Annotated in this window: 15 protein-coding genes; 9 read left to right on the forward strand and 6 right to left on the reverse strand. The window is 69.4% G+C overall.

What is annotated here, in order from left to right; all coding sequences use genetic code 11:
- Positions 1 to 73: 73 nt before the first annotated feature.
- Positions 74 to 937 carry an LAGLIDADG family homing endonuclease gene (locus tag OG246_RS05865; RefSeq protein WP_266456822.1) on the forward strand — a complete coding sequence of 288 codons (864 nt, stop codon included), beginning with the start codon at positions 74 to 76 and terminating at the stop codon, positions 935 to 937.
- A 48-nt stretch (positions 938 to 985) separates the two neighbouring features.
- On the opposite strand, the gene OG246_RS05870 is transcribed toward OG246_RS05865, so the two are convergent.
- Positions 986 to 2179, reverse strand: coding sequence for an RtcB family protein (locus OG246_RS05870; protein ID WP_266456823.1), 1194 nt, complete (start codon positions 2177 to 2179; stop codon positions 986 to 988).
- Positions 2180 to 2348: 169 nt separating this feature from the next.
- Between OG246_RS05870 and OG246_RS05875 the strand changes: the two genes are divergently transcribed.
- The 3 genes from OG246_RS05875 to OG246_RS05885 all read left to right on the forward strand — a co-directional run bounded on the left by OG246_RS05875 (position 2349) and on the right by OG246_RS05885 (position 5697).
- On the forward strand, positions 2349 to 3197 hold the full coding sequence (locus OG246_RS05875; protein WP_266456825.1) for a DUF3558 domain-containing protein: 849 nt from the start codon (positions 2349 to 2351) through the stop codon (positions 3195 to 3197).
- A 147-nt stretch (positions 3198 to 3344) separates the two neighbouring features.
- The gene (locus tag OG246_RS05880; protein ID WP_266456826.1) at positions 3345 to 4205 is read left to right on the forward strand and encodes a DUF3558 domain-containing protein; all 861 of its coding nucleotides are present in this window, start codon (positions 3345 to 3347) and stop codon (positions 4203 to 4205) included.
- Positions 4206 to 4368: 163 nt separating this feature from the next.
- A complete protein-coding gene (locus OG246_RS05885; RefSeq protein WP_266456827.1) occupies positions 4369 to 5697 on the forward strand; it encodes a DUF2637 domain-containing protein in 1329 nt (442 codons plus the stop codon).
- Between the two features lie 97 nt (positions 5698 to 5794).
- Here the strand turns inward: OG246_RS05885 and lysS are convergent, their stop codons facing one another.
- Complete coding sequence (gene lysS / locus OG246_RS05890; protein ID WP_266456829.1) at positions 5795 to 7534, reverse strand: lysine--tRNA ligase; 1740 nt, start codon at positions 7532 to 7534, stop codon at positions 5795 to 5797.
- A gap of 168 nt (positions 7535 to 7702) precedes the next feature.
- Between lysS and argS the strand changes: the two genes are divergently transcribed.
- From argS to OG246_RS05905, 3 genes are all read left to right on the forward strand, one after another.
- Entirely contained in the window at positions 7703 to 9466 is a 1764-nt protein-coding gene (gene argS / locus OG246_RS05895; RefSeq protein WP_266456831.1) for an arginine--tRNA ligase, read from the forward strand.
- A 288-nt stretch (positions 9467 to 9754) separates the two neighbouring features.
- Entirely contained in the window at positions 9755 to 10660 is a 906-nt protein-coding gene (locus OG246_RS05900) for a hypothetical protein (protein ID WP_266456833.1), read from the forward strand.
- Positions 10661 to 10714: 54 nt separating this feature from the next.
- Positions 10715 to 11629 carry a DUF4253 domain-containing protein gene (locus OG246_RS05905; RefSeq protein WP_266456835.1) on the forward strand — a complete coding sequence of 305 codons (915 nt, stop codon included), beginning with the start codon at positions 10715 to 10717 and terminating at the stop codon, positions 11627 to 11629.
- Positions 11630 to 11657: 28 nt separating this feature from the next.
- Here OG246_RS05905 and OG246_RS05910 read toward each other — a convergent pair whose 3' ends face one another.
- Positions 11658 to 12560, reverse strand: a complete 903-nt coding sequence (locus OG246_RS05910; protein ID WP_266456837.1) for an SAM-dependent methyltransferase — start codon at positions 12558 to 12560, stop codon at positions 11658 to 11660.
- Positions 12561 to 12690: 130 nt separating this feature from the next.
- Complete coding sequence (locus tag OG246_RS05915) at positions 12691 to 13968, reverse strand: helix-turn-helix transcriptional regulator (RefSeq protein WP_266456840.1); 1278 nt, start codon at positions 13966 to 13968, stop codon at positions 12691 to 12693.
- Positions 13969 to 14195: 227 nt separating this feature from the next.
- On the opposite strand from OG246_RS05915, the gene OG246_RS05920 reads away from it, so the two are divergent.
- A complete protein-coding gene (locus tag OG246_RS05920) occupies positions 14196 to 14903 on the forward strand; it encodes a DUF4232 domain-containing protein (RefSeq protein ID WP_266456843.1) in 708 nt (235 codons plus the stop codon).
- Positions 14904 to 14913: 10 nt separating this feature from the next.
- Here OG246_RS05920 and OG246_RS05925 read toward each other — a convergent pair whose 3' ends face one another.
- Both OG246_RS05925 and hemB read right to left on the reverse strand, forming a co-directional pair.
- A complete protein-coding gene (locus tag OG246_RS05925; protein WP_266456846.1) occupies positions 14914 to 16140 on the reverse strand; it encodes a PLP-dependent aminotransferase family protein in 1227 nt (408 codons plus the stop codon).
- A gap of 145 nt (positions 16141 to 16285) precedes the next feature.
- Positions 16286 to 17278, reverse strand: a complete 993-nt coding sequence (hemB, locus tag OG246_RS05930) for a porphobilinogen synthase (RefSeq protein ID WP_266456849.1) — start codon at positions 17276 to 17278, stop codon at positions 16286 to 16288.
- Positions 17279 to 17746: 468 nt separating this feature from the next.
- On the opposite strand from hemB, the gene OG246_RS05935 reads away from it, so the two are divergent.
- Positions 17747 to 19156, forward strand: coding sequence for an FAD-binding oxidoreductase (locus OG246_RS05935; RefSeq protein ID WP_266456856.1), 1410 nt, complete (start codon positions 17747 to 17749; stop codon positions 19154 to 19156).
- Positions 19157 to 19197: the final 41 nt, after the last annotated feature.

Raw genomic sequence — 19197 nt, forward strand, 5'->3', positions numbered from 1 at the left:
CAAAAACGACGGCCCCCGACCGGGACTGCCATCCCGGCCGAGGGCCTGACCAGCACGGAAGAGAGACTTCCCTGTGGCTGAACGCGAGCCTAACGCTCACCAGTTCACGTTGGACGACGCCCTCGGCGTCGACACGACGGGGTTCATGGACCTCGAAGACCCCAACTACGCGTACATGTTCGGCTTCTTGCAGGCCGATGGACACCTCGCGAAGGGGCCCGGCCAGAAAGGACGCCTGACCGCCGAGATCAACGCGCGGGACATCGGAATCCTGCGCGAATTCCAGCGGCTGACGCCGTACAACAGCAGCATCAGAGAACGCACTCGGTCCACGAACTTCGCCAAGAACAGCCACACGGCGATCTGGACCTTGTGCTCCCTCGAAGCCAGGACCAAGCTCAACCAACTCGGCCTGCCTTACGGCCGCAAGTCGAAGACGATCACCCCACCACGCGTCGAGTTCTCCCGCCGCGACTATCTCAGAGGCATCATCGACGCCGATGGTTCCGTGGGCTACTCCCAGGGCTACCCCTTCATTTCCCTGACGACAGCCAGCACGTCCATCATGGCTTACCTGTGCTCCTACGCAGAGGACATCACAGGCGCCGAGCGCAAGCTACGACGTAACCAACGCGACGACATCTACAACATCATGTACATCACCGAGGCAGCGCAAAAACTGACTGCGCGCCTCTACTATCCGGGCTGTTTGTCCTTGAAGCGGAAGCAGGCAACCGCGGAGAGCGTCGCAGCATGGACTCGCCCGGCTGACTCCAAGCCCAGGCCACCACGCATCGAGTGGACCAGCGAAATGGACCGGATCGTGCTCGCCGCCCCTACGATTGCCCACGCGGCAGCCGAACTGGGCTACTCCTATAGCGCCTGCCAAGTTCGCCGCTGGAAACTGCTTCACGGCGCAGTAGGGTCGCCGGACTAGCCAACTCACGATGGGCGCGGCGAACGTTCGCCGCGCCCATCGCCACGTCTAGCCCTTCACACAGACAACCTGCTTCAGCTTCGCCACGACCTCCACGAGGTCACGCTGCTGTTCCATAACCTGCTCGATCGGCTTGTACGCACCCGGAATCTCGTCCACGACGCCGGAGTCCTTGCGGCACTCGACACCCCGCGTCTGGTCCTCCAGGTCCTTCGTCGAGAAACGACGCTTGGCCGCGTTACGGCTCATACGCCGACCCGCGCCGTGCGACGCCGAGTTAAAGGCCTTCTCGTTCCCGAGTCCCTTCACAATGTACGTCGCCGTGCCCATGGAACCCGGGATAATCCCGAGGTCACCGGCACCCGCCCGAATCGCACCCTTGCGCGTCACGAGCAGGTCCATCCCGTCGTAGCGCTCCTCGGAAACGTAATTGTGGTGACAGCTGACTTCCTTCTCGAAAGTCGGCTTCGCCTTCTTGAACTCCTTGCGGATAACGTCCTTCAGGAGCGCCATCATGATCGAGCGGTTGTACTTCGCGTACTCCTGCGCCCAGTAGAGGTCATTCCTGTAGGCGGCCATCTGCGGAGTGTCCGAGACGAAGACCGCGAGGTCACGGTCGACCAGGCCCTGATTGTGCGGGAGCTTCTGCGCGACACCTATGTGGTACTCGGCGAGTTCCTTGCCGATGTTGCGGGACCCGGAGTGGAGCGTCAACCAGATCGAACTATCCGAATCAACCGATACTTCACAATGGTGATTCCCGGCTCCGAGTGTCCCCATCTGCAAAACGGCCCGCCCCCGCCGGAACTTCACCGCCTCCGCAACCCCATCAAACCGCCCCCAAAAGTCATCCCACCCCCCAGTAGCCAGCCCATGGAACCGCCCAGGCTCAACGGCAGAGTCATGCATCCCCCGCCCCACCGGAATAGCCCGCTCAACCTCCGACCGAAGCCGCGAAAGATCCCCCGGCAGATCATTGGCGGTGAGCGACGTCTTGACGGCAGACATCCCGCACCCGATGTCCACCCCCACCGCCGCAGGACACACCGCATCCCGCATGGCGATGACGGACCCGACCGTCGCACCCTTCCCGTAGTGGACGTCGGGCATCACAGCGAGCCCCTTGATCCACGGCAGGGTCGCGACGTTCTGGAGCTGACGGAGCGCCACGTCCTCGACCGACGCCGGGTCGGTCCACATGCGGATGGGGACCTTGGCGCCCGGTACCTCTACGTACGACATATCGTTCCCTTTCCCCCGGAAACAAGCAGAAGTCTCAAAACGCAAAACCAGCGCCAAGGTCTACGTATGGGACAACGGACCGGCGTTCACGGCAGTGCGTGCGATAGACATTGTCTCCAGGGGCCGCCCCCACGCGGCAACCGAATAACCACAGGAGAGGAGCCTGACCGTGCAGCGGAAGGCGTATGTACCCGGCGTCGCCGTGCTCCTCGCGGCGCTGCTGGCCGGCTGCACGGGCAGTTCGAGCGACGACGGCGCGACGGACGACTCGAAGCCGGGCGGCTCCAGTTCGACGGCACCGGCGGCCCAGCCCGGCAAGTACCGCACGCTCCCGGAGGCCTGCGCCGCCGTCGACCACGGCACCCTCGACTCGCTGCTGCCCGGCATCGAGCAGATCGCGGACGAGGAGCAGCGCGAGACGGCGTACGAGGGCACGGCCACGCTCACGTACGACACCGACCGGCGCGTCGGCTGCCGTTGGAAGGTGGAGTCGACGAACGCCACCGATCACCTCTTCGTCGATTTCGAGCGCGTGGTGTCGTACGACTCGGTGAGCGACGACAGCAAGGCCTCGGGCCTGTACGCGGGCAAGGAGACGGCGGCGGACCTCCCCGAGCCCTCCGCCTCCGCGAGCTCGGAGAGTGAGGGGAGCGAGGAGAGTCCGGACGCCGGCAGTTCCGCGTCCCCGTCGGACTCCGCCTCCGGCAGCGCGAGCGCGAGCGCGACCCCCTCGTCGACGGCCTCCGCCTCGCCCTCCGCGAGCGCGACCCCCACCTCCCTCCAGCCCCGCACCCTCGACGGTCTCGGCGACGAGGCGTACCTGAACGACACCCTCAGCTCCGCCGGCTCGACGGCTCAGCAGCGCACGGTGACTGTGGTGTTCCGCACGTCGAATGTGATCGTGACGATCGAGTACGACGAGCAGCCGGCGGTCACGGGCGAGGTGCCGGACAGCAAGGAAATGCAGGACAGGGCGCGGAATCTGGCGGCGAAGCTGGCTGACACGCTCGACGGTTAGGGGGTGTGGAGGGGGGTTCGGGCCGTGGGCGCAAAGCCCGCGAAGCGGGACCGTCCACGTTGCTCACCGCGTACCGTGGCCCCTCGGACCCGACCGGTCGCACGTTCCATGTGCAGCCGGACCACGAGCGCCACGAGTGAAGGAACCATGCACCGACCAGTACAGCGAGTAGGCCGAGTACCGCGACTCACCCGCATCCTTGTCAGCGCAGCCGCCGTCCCGGTGATGCTTGTCGCCGCAGGCTGTTCCTCGGATTCCGGCTCTGATTCCGGTTCCGGTGACGCGAACAACAGCTCCGGTTCGAGCCCGGACGCGCAGGCTTCCGCGAGCGCTTCGGCGAACGCGGTGCAGGCGGCCGCGTACGCGACGTTGCCCGAGTCCTGTTCGGTGTTGTCGGACAAGACGCTGGGCTCACTGGTCCCGAAGGCGGCCAAGTCCGGCAAGAAGGGCACATCGGACGATGCGTCCGAGCGTGGCAACTGCTACTGGACGAGCCTCGACAGCAACGGCGTGGACGGCTCGCAGTACCGCTGGCTGAACGTGGCCCTGCTGCGTTTCGACTCGGACACGCGTGGCTCGGGCGACGAGCAGGCGCACACGTACTTCGAGAAGCAGGTCACGGCCGCGAAGGCGGTGACGGGCGCGAAGAACACGAAGTCGGCGCCGGTGTCCGGTACGGGCGACGAGGCGACGGCCGTGAGTTACGACCTGAAGAAGAAGGAAGGCGCCTTCAAGCAGCAGACGATCGTGGCGCGCGTGGAGAACGTCGTCGTCACGCTCGACTACAACGGTGCCGGTCTGGCGGGCGAGAAGACCCCGTCCGCCGCCACTCTGCTGAAGTCGGCGGAGAAGGCCGCGAAGGAGGCGGTGGCGGCTGTGACCGCCGCGAACAAGGAGGGCGGCGCCACGGCGAGCGCGTCACCGTCCAAGTCGGCCACGAAGTCGGCGTCCCCGTCGAAGTCGGCCTCGAAGAGCGCGTCACCTTCCAAGTCGGCGACGAAGAGCTGACCCGTCGCGAGATGGTCCTGCTGCTCAACTCGTAGCCCCACCAGGCCATTTGCAGGAGCCCGGCCCCTACAGGGACCGGGCTCGTGCCGTACCGGGCATCCGAGCGACGCACACATGTGCCACCCTGTTGCGCGCAACGACAAGTAAGGGGAGGGGAGTACGGGTGTCCGCGCCCATTCAGCTCACACGCACTCACCGGATTCTCATCGGCGTGGTTGTCGCCGGTGCGGTCGTCATCGCGGGCATCGGCTTCGCCGGTTCGTACGCGGCCGTCCGCGAGCTCGCGATCCAGAAGGGCTTCGGGAACTTCAGTTATGTCTTCCCGATCGGCATCGACGCGGGCATCTGCGTCCTGCTCGCCCTTGACCTTCTCCTGACGTGGATCAGGATCCCCTTCCCGCTGCTGCGCCAGACGGCGTGGCTGCTGACCGTCGCGACGATCGCGTTCAACGGCGCCGCGGCCTGGCCGGACCCGCTGGGTGTCGGCATGCACGCCGTGATCCCGATCCTCTTCGTGGTCTCGGTCGAGGCGGCCCGGCATGCGATCGGCCGCATAGCGGACATCACGGCCGACAAGCACATGGAGGGTGTCCGCCTCACGCGCTGGCTACTCTCTCCGATCCCGACGTTCCTCCTGTGGCGCCGTATGAAGCTGTGGGAGCTGCGCTCCTACGAGCAGGTCATCAAGCTGGAGCAGGACCGCCTCGTCTACCAGGCTCGGCTCAATTCGCGCTTCGGCCGCGCCTGGCGCCGCAAGGCCCCGATCGAGTCCCTGATGCCGCTGCGGCTCGCGAAGTACGGCGTCCCGCTGGCGCAGACGGCCCCGGCGGGCCTGGCAGCGGCGGGCATCGAGCCGGCGCTCCTGCCCCCGGCGCCGACTCCGGTCGAGGCGGCGCCCGCGGCCGTGGAACAGCCCGCGCTGGAGTCTCCCGCAGCCCCGGTGCAGCAGCAGCCGGAGGACCTCACCGAGCCGCAGAGTCAGTGGCTTCAGTCGCGGGACCCCCAGACCGTCGCGTATCAGGGCGGCTACGACCCGACGTACGACCCGGATGCCGCGTACATGCAGTGGTACGCGGAGCAGCAGCAGGCCGAGCAGTTCGAGCAGTTCGAGGAACAGCAGCAGTTCCGGGTTCGGCGGCAGTTCGAGGAACAGCAGCAGTTCGAGCAGCAGCAGATGTTCCCGCAGCAGTACGAGGAGCCGCCGGCCTCCGCCCCGGAGCCCTCTCCGGAGGACACCGGTACCTTCCCGATCCCGTCGGGCCCGGGCCGGACCCGTGAAATGGGTGCGGGCGGCGGCTCGGAGCCGACCGAGGACGACTACTACATGGTCTTCAAGAAGTCGATAGACGGCAGCTATCCGACCTCGGGCCAGTTCAGGGGTGACGTGGAGGCGACGTACGGCAACACGCTCCCGCAGCGCGAGGCCGACCGGATGGTCAACCGCTTCACCAACCGCCACACGGCGGAACTCCAGGAAGACCACATCGCGTAAGAAGGTCAGTGCGTACGTCGATGGGGGCGCCCGGTGATCACCGGGCGCCCCCATCCTCGTACAGCCGAAGGCCCAAAGGCCCTAAGGCCCTGCGGCCCTACGCCCCGAGCAGCTTGCGCACCCGGTCCTGGCCCACCGCGAGCAGCAGCGTGGGCAGGCGCGGGCCCGTGTCACGCCCGACCAGCAGGTGGTACAGCAGGGCGAAGAAGGTGCGCTGGGCGACCTTGATCTCGGCGGGCAGTTCCTTGGCGGTGGCGTCGGCGGGGAAGCCGGCCTGGACCTTGGGGACGCCGTAGACGAGGTGGGTCAGGCCGTCCAGGGACCAGTTGGCGTCGAGTCCGTCGAGCAGCAGGCGCAGGGACTCGCGGCCCTGGTCGTCGAGGGACTTCAGGAGCTCGGTGTCGGGCTCCTCACGGACGACGGTCCGCTCCTCCGCCGGGACCTGCGTGTTGATCCAGGTCTCGGCCTTGTCGAGCCGCGGCCGGACCTCGTCGAGCGAGCCGAGCGGGTTGTCGGGGTCGAGTTCGCTCAGGATCCGCAGGGTCTGGTCCTCGGCGCCGGCGGTGATGTCGGCGACGGAGGCGAGGGTGCGGTACGCCATCGGGCGGGGCGTCCTGGGAAGCTCCCCGGCCGCCGTACCCACGGCACGGGAGTACGCGGCGGCGTCCGCCGGGAGCACGCTTCCGTCGGTCACCTTGCCCTCGAGCTTGTCCCACTCGTCGTACAGCCGCTGGATCTCCTGGTCGAAGGCGATCTTGAAGGACTGGTTGGGGCGGCGGCGGGCGTAGAGCCAGCGCAGCAGCTGCGGTTCCATGATCTGGAGGGCGTCGGCCGGGGTGGGGACCCCGCCCTTGCTGCTGGACATCTTGGCCATGCCGCTGATGCCGACGAACGCGTACATGGGCCCGATCGGCTGCTTGCCGCCGAAGATGCCGACGATCTGCCCGCCGACCTGGAAGCTGGAGCCCGGGGACGAGTGATCGACACCGCTCGGCTCGAAGACGACCCCTTCGTACGCCCAGCGCATGGGCCAGTCGACCTTCCAGACCAGCTTGCCGCGGTTGAACTCGTTCAGCCGGACGGTCTCGGAGAAACCGCAGGCCGAGCAGGTGTACGTCAGCTCGGTGCTGTCGTCGTCGTAGGCGGTGACGGTCGTCAGGTCCTTCTCGCAACTCCCGCAGTAGGGCTTGTACGGGAAGTACCCGGCGTCCGTGCTGCCGTCGTCCTCGGCGGCTGCGCCGGACCCCTCGGCGGCCTCCAGCTCGGCCTCGTCGAGTGGCTTCTGCCCCTGCTTCTTCGCCGGGCTCTTCTTGGTCCGGTACTGCTCGAGGATCGCGTCGATGTCCCCGCGGTGCCTCATCGCGAACAGGACCTGGTCCCGATACACACCGGAGGTGTACTGCTCGGTCTGGCTGATCCCGTCGTACTCCACGCCCAGCTCGGCGAGCGAGGTGGTCATCGCGGCCTTGAAGTGCTCGGCCCAGTTCGGGTACGAGGAGCCGGCGGGCGCGGGGACCGAGGTGAGCGGCTTGCCGATGTGCTCGGCCCAGGAGTCGTCGATGCCGGGGACGCCGGCCGGGACCTTGCGGTAGCGGTCGTAGTCGTCCCAGGAGATCAGGTGGCGTACGACGTGGCCGCGCCGCCGGATCTCGTCGGCGACGAGGTGCGGCGTCATGACCTCGCGGAGGTTCCCGAGGTGGATCGGGCCGGAGGGCGAGAGCCCGGACGCGACGACGACCGGTTTGCCCGGGGCCCGACGCTCCGACTCCTCGATGACCTCATCCGCGTAACGGGAGACCCAGTCGGTGGTCTCGGTGCTCTGAGCCACGATCGGCACGTCCTCTTTTTCTGGAGTTCCTTCGGGAGCAGCCGGTACGGTCACACGGCTGACGGCCTCATTCTCCCAGCTCGGCCCTGAACCGCGAAAACGGCTTTTCACGGCGTGGGATACTCGGTTTCCGTAGTAAAGCAAGTTCCGGAACCCGAGCAGAACGGCAGCCACTCCATGGCCTCGGTCACGTCCCTCACCGCTTCCGTCCATCAGCGCCTCGCGGACGCTCTCTCGGCAGCTCTGCCGGAGGCCGGTTCCGCTGACCCGCTGCTGCGCCGAAGCGACCGGGCGGACTTCCAGGCCAACGGGATCCTGGCCCTCGCGAAGAAGGCGAAGGCGAACCCGCGGGAGCTGGCGACGCAGGTCGTGGCTGAGGTGGCGGCCGGTGACGTGATCAAGGACATCGAGGTCTCGGGACCCGGCTTCCTGAACATCACGATCACCGACAAGGCGATCATCGAGACCCTCGCCGCCCGGTACGACGACGACCGGCTCGGCGTACCGCTGAAGGAGAAGCCGGGCGTCACGGTCATCGACTACGCCCAGCCGAACGTGGCGAAGGAGATGCACGTCGGCCATCTGCGCTCGGCCGTCATCGGCGACGCGCTGCGCGGCATGCTCGACTTCACCGGCGAGCAGACGATCGGCCGGCACCACATCGGCGACTGGGGCACCCAGTTCGGCATGCTCATCCAGTACCTGATCGAGAACCCGGGCGAGCTGGCCCCCGCCGAAGAGGTCGACGGCGAGCAGGCCATGTCGAACCTGAACCGGGTCTACAAGGCCTCGCGCGCCGTCTTCGACGCCGACGAGGACTTCAAGGAGCGGGCCCGCAAGCGGGTCGTCGCCCTCCAGTCCGGCGACAAGGAGACCCTCGACCTGTGGCAGCAGTTCGTGGACGAGTCGAAGGTCTACTTCAACTCGGTCTTCGAGAAGCTCGACATGGAGATCAGGGACGAGGAGATCGTCGGCGAGTCGGCGTACAACGACCTGATGCCCGAGACGGCGCGCCTCCTGGAGGAGTCCGGCGTCGCCGTGCGCTCCGAGGGCGCGCTCGTGGTCTTCTTCGACGAGATCCGGGGCAAGGACGACCAGCCGGTGCCGCTGATCGTGCAGAAGGCGGACGGCGGCTTCGGCTACGCGGCGTCCGACCTCTCCGCGATCCGCAACCGTGTCACCGACCTGAACGCGACGACGCTGATCTACGTCGTGGACGTCCGCCAGTCCCTGCACTTCAAGATGGTCTTCGAGACGGCACGCCGGGCGGGCTGGCTGACCGACGAGGTCACCGCGCACAACATGGGCTACGGCACGGTGCTCGGCGCGGACGGCAAGCCGTTCAAGACCCGTGAGGGCGAGACGGTCAAGCTCGAGGACCTCCTCGACGAGGCCGTCGAGCGGGCCACGGCGGTCGTGCGCGAGAAGGCCGCGAAGGTGGGCCTGACCGAGGAGGAGATCGTCGAGAACGGCCGGTACGTCGGGATCGGCGCCGTGAAGTACGCGGACCTGTCGACGTCGGCGAACCGGGACTACAAGTTCGACCTGGACCAGATGGTCTCGCTCAACGGCGACACGAGCGTGTACCTGCAGTACGCGTACGCCCGGAACAGGTCGATCCTGCGCAAGGCGGAGGGCGCGTCCCCCATCGCCCACCCGGAGCTCGAACTCGCCCCGGCCGAGCGGGCGTTGGGCCTGCACCTGGACGGGTTCGGCGATCTGCTCACGGAGGCGACGGCAGAGTACGCACCGCACAAGGTGACCGCGTACCTGTACCAGCTGGCGTCGCTGTACACGACGTTCTTCGACCAGTGCCCGGTGATCAAGCCGCGCCCGGCACAGGAGATCGCCGAAAACCGCCTGTTCCTCTGCGACCTGACGGCCCGCACCCTCCACCAGGGCATGGCCCTGCTGGGCATCAGGACACCTGAGCGACTCTGACCAGACCCTTCATCGACGCCGACCCTCGCAGGCCGGCTCGTGTGGCCCCCGGCTGTGAAGCCGGGGGCAGCAGGGGTGATTGGCAGATACGTCCCACCCTCCCGAGCACCCACCAGCACCTGCGAACGCACCCCCGCACCACCATGGCCACCGCGCCCGGTCACGATGCGGCAACAAGCAATCCCCCATCCCCGCGAACCGAACGCGCCCCAAGTCCGGCGCGTCACAGGAACGGTACGGACGTCACCGTCACCGCCAGCTACCCAGCTGCCTGCCGCCGGGGGACCCATGGACACGACCCGAACCACCCCACGCACACCCCACCTACTCATCACCCTGACCCTGCTCACCACCGCAGCCGCAGCGCTCACCGGCTGCGGCGACAAATGGCCCGGTAGCTCTCCCCCGGAGTCGGGCCCCCGCGCCCGCCAGGTCGCAGAGGCCTGGGACGGCTCTCAGGCCGCCGAGGTGTGGCGCAAGGGCTACTACCCGATGGGCGAGTCGGTCCAGTTGCCAGACGGCGCCTTCCGCAACGAGGACGACAAGCTCGCGTACATGACCCAGAACTTCGTCCTGCGCGGCAAGCTCCCCGCCACCTCACCCAAGGACGGCAAGGTGGAGTGGAAGAGCGGAGGCTCGCTCACGCTGCCGCTGACGGGGGCGCAGGCGGCGTACGAGACGGTGGCCCGCGGCGGCAGCGACGGACCGCACCTGACCGTGACCGGGGCGAAGCTCGGCGAGATGGCGTTGGCCACCAGCCGTGGCCCGGCGACCGTACCGGCCTGGATGTTCACGCTGGACGGCTACGACACCCCGCTCAAGCAGGTCGCCCTCAGCCCCTCGAAGCTCCCCAAGCCGCCGATCAAGCCGGCCAGGGAGACACCCACCAACCACCTGATGCCGCTCGACCGGCTGGCCGAAGTGGCCGACGACGGCCGGTCGGTCACCGTCGTCGCCAACCACGGATCCTGCGACGACGGCCCTGCCGTGGCCGTGCTGGAGACGGACGGCAGCGTGGTGCTGTCCGCGTCGGTCGTCGGGACGAAGGACGGCCCCTGCACCAGCGATCTGCGCGCCAAGAAGGTGACGGTGGAACTGGACCGCCCGCTGGCCGACCGGATCCTCCTGGACGCGTTCACCGGCCGCCCCGTGCCGTACGGCCACTCCGAAGGGCCTTCACCGAGCTGGAGTTAGAGCAACCAGGACCACCCGGGCCCGTTGTCAGTGGCTCCCCCTAAAGTCAGGGCCATGGCGACACTCCCCAACCCGCTGCCGAAGCTGGCGGCCGACCCGAGCGGGCGCACGCTCGGGCTTGAACTCCCGCCCGGGAAACTGATCGACGCGACGCGCGAGGGCGCGTGGCACGAGCCGCTGCTCTGGCACGCCGACGCACCGGCGACCCCCGGAGCCTGGTCGGCGCTGGAGCCCGCCCGGCGGACCTCCGGCCTGCTCCCCCTCCTCGTGGACGTCGGCGGCGCCCAAGGAGGCCTGGAGGACTGGGAGTTGAGGCCGGACGAGGTGTCGTACCCCGGGGATCACGACGCCGAGGAGGTGCTGGCGGAGTTCTGGGAGGAGTACGCGGCGGACGAGCTCGGCGCCGACGAGGACTACCCCGGCAAGGAGGCCGTCGTCGCAGTCTTCGGCGAGCCCAACACCTACGACGAGACGATCGCCCCGTACGGCCCGGAGTGGCCGGGCCTCGCCCCCGCCACCACACCCACCACAGCCCCGGGCGCCCCGGACGCACCCACCGCCACCGACCCCGACACCCGCGCCGCCGACATCGCCGACTCCCTCTCGGCCGACGGCTCTTGGCTCAAGGACCCGCGCCTCGCCCTGGTCCCCGCCCGCCGCAGCGCGGACATTCCGGCGGCGATCGGCTGGTCCGGTCCCGTGAACTACGAGGGTGATGTCGCTCGCCTGTGCGCCGTACTCCGCTCCTGGGAGGACCGCTTCGGCATACGCGTGGTCGCCCTCACCTTCGACCAGCTCGTCCTGTCGGTGGCCGCCCCGCCGACCACCATGGCGGAGGCGGAGGCGGTCGCCGCCGAGCACTTCGCGTTCTGCCCGGACAACATCACCCAGGGCAACCACGAGGCCCTGCGGGCGTACGCGGCACACGAGATCCTCGACCAGCAGGTGTGGTCCTTCTGGTGGGACTGACACCGACCGGCCAAGCGCACCCCACCCGCTAAGCCTTCCGCCCCGTCGCCACGTACACATTGATGTCCGCGTCCGTGACGTCGTTGATGTCGCGGTAGCGGACCTTCTCGATGTCGTCGAGGGTGGCGAGGTAGGCGGGATCGGCCCGTTCGGGGAGCGGGGCGGCGCCGTCGGGGCGCCAGTGGTGGGCGGGGACGACGCCGGGGTCGTCGAGTTCCAGGCCGCTCTCGGTGAAGAAGCGCTCGACCTCCGCCCTGGAGCGCAGCACGAAGGTGAATCCGCGCTCGGTGTACGTCCGTTGGACCGCGCGGACGTTCTCGGGGTTGAGGTCCTCGGTGAGGTGGCTGAGGACGAGCCGGCTTCCGGACGGCAGCGCGTCGACGAGCTCGCGCACGATCGGGTAGGCCTCCGCGTCCTCGACGAAGTGCAGGATCGCCACGAGTTCGAGTGCGATCGGCCGGTCGAAGTCGAGGGTCTTGGCGGCCTCTTCGAGGATCTGCGCGGGCTGCTTCAGGTCGGCGTCGATGTAGTCCGTGAGGCCCTCGGGCCCGCTGGTGAGCAGAGCGCGCGCATGAGCGAGAACCACCGGGTCGTTGTCGACGTACACGACCCGCGAGTCCGGGATGATCCGCTGGGCGATCTGGTGGACGTTCTCCTGCGTCGGCAGCCCGGTGCCGATGTCCAGGAACTGGCGGATGCCCTCTTCCCGGGCCAGCGTGGTCACGGCGCGCCGCAGGAAGTCGCGGTTGTGCCGGACGTCGAGGTAGCCGCGCGGATTGGCGGCGAGGGCGGCAGCGGCGGCGGCTCGGTCGACCTCGTAGTTGTCCTTGCCGCCGAGGAAGACGTCGTAGACGCGCGCGGGGTGCGCCTTGCTGGTGTCGATCCTCCTTCTCAACTCGTCGGGGTCCTGGCCGAGAGCGTCACCGGGCATAAGGCCCTCCCTGGAGAGTCGCGTCATTCAACGGGCAACAACCTAACTCCCAGGGGGACTTGATAGGGCCGGAACCCGATCCGGGGCCGTAAGCCTCAGCCCGTGTCAGCCCTTGATCGCCCCGCCGGCCTCAGCCCTTGATGTTGGGCTCGTACTCGTCCCTCCACCACTCGGAGTCGCCCAGCGGATACGCGTACGCGGGCCGCCCCACGTTCCCGCTCGTCCGGAACGGCTTGCCGTTGTCGTCGATGCGCAACGTGCCCTTCTTCGTCCCGCTGGACCAGTCGAGCTCCAGGTACCAACTCACGTCGTGGGCCTTCGAGTCCGCGAACACGTAGAAGACCTCGGGGTCGGACTCACTGACCTTGTACGGGAAGTCGCGCTGCCCCGCCTTGGCCGCGACCGCGGGGCTTCCGGCGTCCAGGTCCACGGCGAACGACTTCGTCTCCACGCCGCCGCCGCAACCGATGCCCATCGCGAAGTCGTTCCAGGCGAGCGGCGCACTCTTCGTCACCACGCGCACATGCAGTGCGTCGAGTACGACGGTGGCCTCCCCGGTGCCCTGCACGGTCAGCGCGACCATCTGCTCCCCGGCGGCGACACCGCCGAGCGCGGTCACCCACCCACGCGCCTCCGACTCGCTCGGCGGCGGGGGCACATACTCTGCCTTCTGGTTCACCAGGTAGTGCTGGCTGCACGGGCCGTCCCACTTGTACGGGTTGGTGGCGACCGCGGGCGCGGTGGCGCCGGCCACGACCTCAGCGGCCCCACCACTCACCGACGCGGACACCGTAGGACTTGCAGGACTCGTAGGACTGGCACTGCGCGAGGCGGACGGCGAGGCCGGGGCATGCTTCCCGTCGGCCGACGCGGTGACAACAGGGCTGCTGACACCTGACGGCGCGGCAGCACCCACAGGCTGCTTCCTGCCCTGACCGTCGTCCTCGCCGGGCACAAGGTTCACGACGAGGGCCGCGGACACAAGGGCGGCGACCACGGCGGCACCGGAGAGCACGACGGTACGCCGACGCCGCTTCACCAAAGGCTCCGGTACAGACCCCCGCTCGACCTCAGGTGCGTCCTCCGGCTCGGACGCAGCCGACGATTCCGGCGCCAATGCTGTTGGCCCCTCCGTCACCGCCCCCGTCCCCGAAGGGACCCCCTTCTGCCCCCGCCGCGCATCCGCCAGCACCCACCGCCGATGCAGCTCCACCAGCTCATCGGGGGTCGCCTTGCACACCCGGGCGAACCGTTCCACGGGTGCGTAATCCGTCGGTACGGCGTCCCCGTTGACGTACCGGTGAAGCGTGGACGCACTCATGTGGAGCCGCTTCCCCAGCACTCCATAGCTGAGCCCGGACCGCTGCTTCAGCTGTCCCAGGAGCTCCGAGAATTCGTCCCCCGCCACGTCCCCCGCCACCGTTCCTCACTTCCCCACGTCCCAGATCCGCGTTCCAGGGGAACATCGTTCCACCAGGTCAGAGGCACTTTGAGCGTTCCAGCGTCCCGGAAACTCCGGCAGCTGTGGCGGCTGGGACGGATCACCGCACAAGCTGTGGCCATCAAAGCACGCCGCTCCCGGCACCCGGTCGAGCGGCCTGCATCAACACCCGTTCCACAACAGGGGGATCAGCCATGTCCGCACGCACCACCCGTAACCGCATGCTCGCCGCAGCCGCGATCACGTTCGCCACACTGACGCTGGCGGCGTGCAACGACGGAGGGGGCGTCCGCGAGGAGGGCGCGTCGAAGGTGACCGCGTCCACGGAGTCACCCAACACGTCCGCCACCACGTCGTCCCCGTCGGACAAGACGAACGAGGGAACATCCACGGGAGCCGGCCAGGCCGCCAACGACACGACGGGCACCACGGGCACCACGGGCTCCACGAACTCCACCGGCTCCACGGGTTCGAACGACTCCGCCCCCACCTCCACCCGCTGCTCCAGCACCACCACCCGAACCACCGCCACAGAGGTCTCCCGCCCCCTGAACCACGTGCTCCTCACCGTCACCAACACGGGCGCGGGGAACTGCAACCTCATCGGCTACCCGGCCGTCCGCTTCGGCGAGGCCCAGTCGGTCCCGCCGGCCTTCGAGGACTCCAAGCCGCAGGCGGTGGTCACGCTGGCCCCGGGTGAGTCGGGCTACGCGAGCGTGCTCCTGTCGGCAGCGGACGGCAGCGGCTCCAACGGCTACACGGCCAAGTCCCTCGAGGTCCTCCTCAACAACAGCACGGGAGACGCGGCCCACCCGTCGCTCCCCGCGAAGGGCGTGTACGTAGACGACTCGATCAGCGTCTCGTACTGGCAGTCGACCATGGCCGACGCCCTCACCTGGTGACTCGGAGGGCTCACCGGCCGAGCGCCGGCCCCACGCCCATCCCCACCCCCAACCGCCGCAGCCCCTCCCCGATCTCCTCCGGCGTCTGCGTCACGAAGCACAGCCGCAGCGTCGACCGATCGGGCTCGGCCGCGTAGAACGGCGCACCGGGGACGTACGCCACCTCCTGCCGCACCACTGCGGGCAGCAGTGCCGTGGTGTCGTACGTCTCCGGAAGCCGTGCCCAGAGGAACATTCCGCCCTCGGGCCGGTCCCAGTGCGAGCCTTCGGGGAGGGCCTCGGCGAGGCCGGCGAGCATGGCGTCCCGGCGCTCGCGGTAGACCGCCGCGACCCGCGTGACGTGCCCGTCGAGGTCACTGTCCGCGAGGTAGCGGGCCGCGGCGAGCTGGTTGACGGTCGGGGTGTGCAGGTCGGCGGCCTGTTTGGCCACGGCGCACGCGCGGCGCAGCTCGGCCGGGGCGCGCAGCCAGCCGAGCCGCATGCCGGGTGCCATGACTTTGGAGAAGGAGCCGAGGAGGACCGTACGGTCCTCGGCGCCCGGGTACGACGCGATCCACGGCACGTGCTCGCCCTCGAAGCGGAGCTCGCCGTACGGGTCGTCCTCGACGATCCACAGCCCGTGCCGGGCGGCGACCGCGGCGACGGCGGCCCGCCGCTCCCTGGGCAGGGTGCGGCCCGTCGGGTTCTGGAAGGTGGGCACGGTGTAGAGCAGTTTGGGGCGTTCGCGCACCACCAGTTCCTCCAGCGCCTCGGGATCGACACCGTGTCCGTCCCCCGGTACGGCCACCACCCGCGCGCCCGCGAAGCCGAAGACCTGGAGGGCCGCCAGGTAGCAGGGGTTCTCGACGAGGACCGTGTCCCCGGGTTCGATCAGCGCGGTGGCGAGCAGGGAAAGGGCCTGCTGGGAGCCGGTGGTGACGAGCAGGTCGTCGGGGCCGGTGGCCAGCCCGCGTGCCGATGTCCGCGCGGCGAGCGCGGCCCGCAGCTCCGGCTCGCCCTCCGTCGTGGAGTACTGCAGCGCCTGTGCGGGCGACTCGGCGAGGACCGCCCGGTACGCGGCGGCGATCCCGTCGACGTCGAAGAGTTCCGGCGCCGGCAGCCCGCCCGCGAAGTTGATCACCTCGGGCCGCGCGGTGACGGCGAGGATGTCCCGTACCGGCGAACCGCCGATCGAACGGGCCCGCGCGGCGAGCGGCGGCACGGGGGCACGGGTGGGCGCGGGCTCGACGAGGGTCATGACTCGGCTCCTTCGGCTGCGACAGCGACTCCTGCCGCAGCCTAGGGATGTACGTGCCGTCTACAAGCGGGTTTCCGGGATACGGACGCGCCACCGGGCGGGACCAAGAGGCCCCTCGGCATTGGCCGCCTCAGTGTTGCCCGCCTCAGCGCAGCTTCTGCGCGACCTCGGTCGCCCAGTACGTGAGGATGTTCCGCGCCCCGGCCCGCTTGATCCCCGTCAGCGTCTCCAGAATGGCCCTGTCGCGGTCGATCCAGCCCTTCTCGGCGGCGGCCTCGATCATCGAGTACTCGCCGGAGATCTGGTACGCGGCCACCGGCACATCCACGGCGTCCGCAACCCGCGCGAGGATGTCGAGGTACGGTCCCGCCGGCTTCACCATCACCATGTCGGCGCCCTCTTCGAGGTCGAGCGCCAGCTCCCGCATGGCTTCCCGGGCGTTCGCCGGGTCCTGCTGGTACGTCTTGCGGTCGCCCTTCAGGGACGAGCCCACGGCCTCCCGGAACGGGCCGTAGAAGGCGGAGGAGTACTTGGCGGTGTAGGCGAGGATCGAGACGTCCTCGCGGCCGATCTGGTCGAGGGCGTCACGGACGACGCCGATCTGGCCGTCCATCATCCCGCTCGGCCCGACCACGTGCGCGCCCGCGTCGGCCTGCACCTGCGCCATCTCGGCGTACCGCTCGAGCGTGGCGTCGTTGTCGACACGGCCCTCGGCGTCGAGCACACCGCAGTGACCGTGGTCGGTGGTCTCGTCCAGGCACAGGTCGGACATCACAAGGAGCTCGTCACCGACCTCGGCACGCACATCGCGCAACGCCACCTGGAGGATCCCGTCGGGATCGGTGCCGGGCGTACCGACCGCGTCCTTCTTGGACTCCTCCGGCACTCCGAAGAGCATGATCCCGGAGACCCCGGCCGCCACCGCGTCCGCGGCCGCCTTCTTCAGGCTGTCCCGGGTGTGCTGCACGACGCCAGGCATCGCCGCGATCGGCACGGGCTCGCCGATGCCCTCGCGCACAAAGGCCGGAAGGATGAAGTCAGCGGGATGCAGCCGGGTCTCGGCGACCATGCGCCGCATGGCGGGGCTGGTCCGCAGACGCCGCGGCCGCGTACCGGGGAAGGATCCGTACGTCGTCATACACATACGCTACGCCCGCCCCCACACCCCCTTTGCCGACGCGACGTCGGCGCGAACACCTCCCAAGTGTGACCCGGAAGCCTGGGCCGACCCCCACCCCCCACCACCCCGGAGGCCCCGCAGCGGCCCACCGGCGGGAGGGGGCGTGCCGGTACGTCCAAAGCCCGTCGCGTACGCCCGCGTCACCGGACGCTTCCCTGCCCGGCCAACGTCTGATCCGGCGGCGACGGGCGGACGTACCGGCACGCCCCCGACCCACCCACCCAGCATCAGCCCCCACCTACACCCCCGACACCCCCGCATGCGAGCCGACCACCACAGGTCCATGCTGGAAACAAGGCCCCCAACGACGGGCCGCAACCAGGACCCCGCAGGCACCGACGCCGGCGTCAGGCCAGACCCGCCGCCGTCCCTCCCCCGCGCACCCCGCCCGGCCCGCCCGCCCGGCCCGCGCTCAAGGAGGACGCGATGACCGCCCCCGCCCCGCACCACCCCCACGCCACCCCCGATCTCTTCGCCCTCTCCGACATCCGCGGCCCTGTGCTGCGCCCCGGCGACCCGGACTACGCCGCCGAAGTCACCGGCTTCAACCTGGCCGCCCTCCACACCCCTGAGCTGGTCGTCTGCGCGACCGGTACCGACGACGTCGTGGCCGCGATGCGCTGGGCGACCGCCACCGGCACCCCCGTCGCCGTACAGGCCACCGGCCACGGTGCGAACTTCCCCGTCGAGAACGGCCTGTTGATCAACACCTCGCGCATGACGGACGTACGGATCGACGCGACCGCGCGCACCGCGACGGTCGCCGCAGGAGCGAAGTGGCGCCACGTCCTGGAGGCGGCCGCACCGCACGGGTTCGCCGCGCTCAACGGCTCGTCGACGGACGTCGGCGTCATCGGCTACACGCTGGGCGGCGGACTCCCGGTGCTCGGCCGGGCGTACGGCTACGCGGCGGACCACGTCCGCTCGTTCCAGGTCGTGACACCCGACGGAACCCTCATCGAGGCGGACGCCGACCACGAACCGGAACTCTTCTGGGCCCTGCGCGGCGGCAAGGGCAACGTCGGTGTGGTGACGGAACTGGTCTGCGACCTGCTCCCACTCTCCCGCGTCCTAGGCGGCGGAATCTACTGCCCCGGCGAACACGCGGAGGCCCTGCTGAACGCCTACACGGCGTGGACCCCCACCCTGCCCCCGCAGATGTGCTCGGCCTTCTCGATCCTGCGCCTCCCCCCGCTGCCGCAGATCCCCGAACCGCTGCGCGGCGGCTTCTGGGCCCGGGTCGCGGCGATCTGGACCGGCGACCCGGCTGAGGGCGAGCGCCTGCTCGCGCCGATCCGCGAGGCGGCGCCGGTGGTGGTCGACACGGTGGCGGAGATGGACTACACGGCCGTGGACCAGGTGTACGCGGAGCCGCAGGACCCGCTCCCCGCGAGGGAGTCGTGCGCCCTGATGCGCGACCTGACCCCCGACGCCGTACGGACCTTCCTGGACCATGCGGGCCCGGCGGCCCCCGCCGACTACCCGCTGCTGCTCGTCGAGTTGCGCCACATGGGCGGCGAGCTGGCACGCCCGGCCGCCGTCGAGGACGCGGTGTGCGCCCGCGACGCGGGGTACCTGCTGGAGACGGTCGGTGTGCTGGCGGGACCGGAGGCCGCCGCGGCGGTCGAGACGGCCACGGTCGCACTGAACGCCGCGATGGCCCCGTACGGCACGGGCAGGACCATGGTCAACATCCATGGCGCCCCGGGCGACGAGGCCGACCGCGCCCGCGCCTGGACCCCCGAGGTCTACACCCGCCTACGCGCCGCCAAGGCCACCTACGACCCGGCGAACCTCCTGCGCTTCGGCCACGCGGTGACTCCCGCGACCGCGTAAACGCAGTGACTCCCGCAGCCGCACAAGCAGCTACGGGAGTC

Origin of the sequence: Streptomyces sp. NBC_00620, from assembly GCF_026341825.1 — a bacterium.
Taxonomy (GTDB): domain Bacteria; phylum Actinomycetota; class Actinomycetes; order Streptomycetales; family Streptomycetaceae; genus Streptomyces.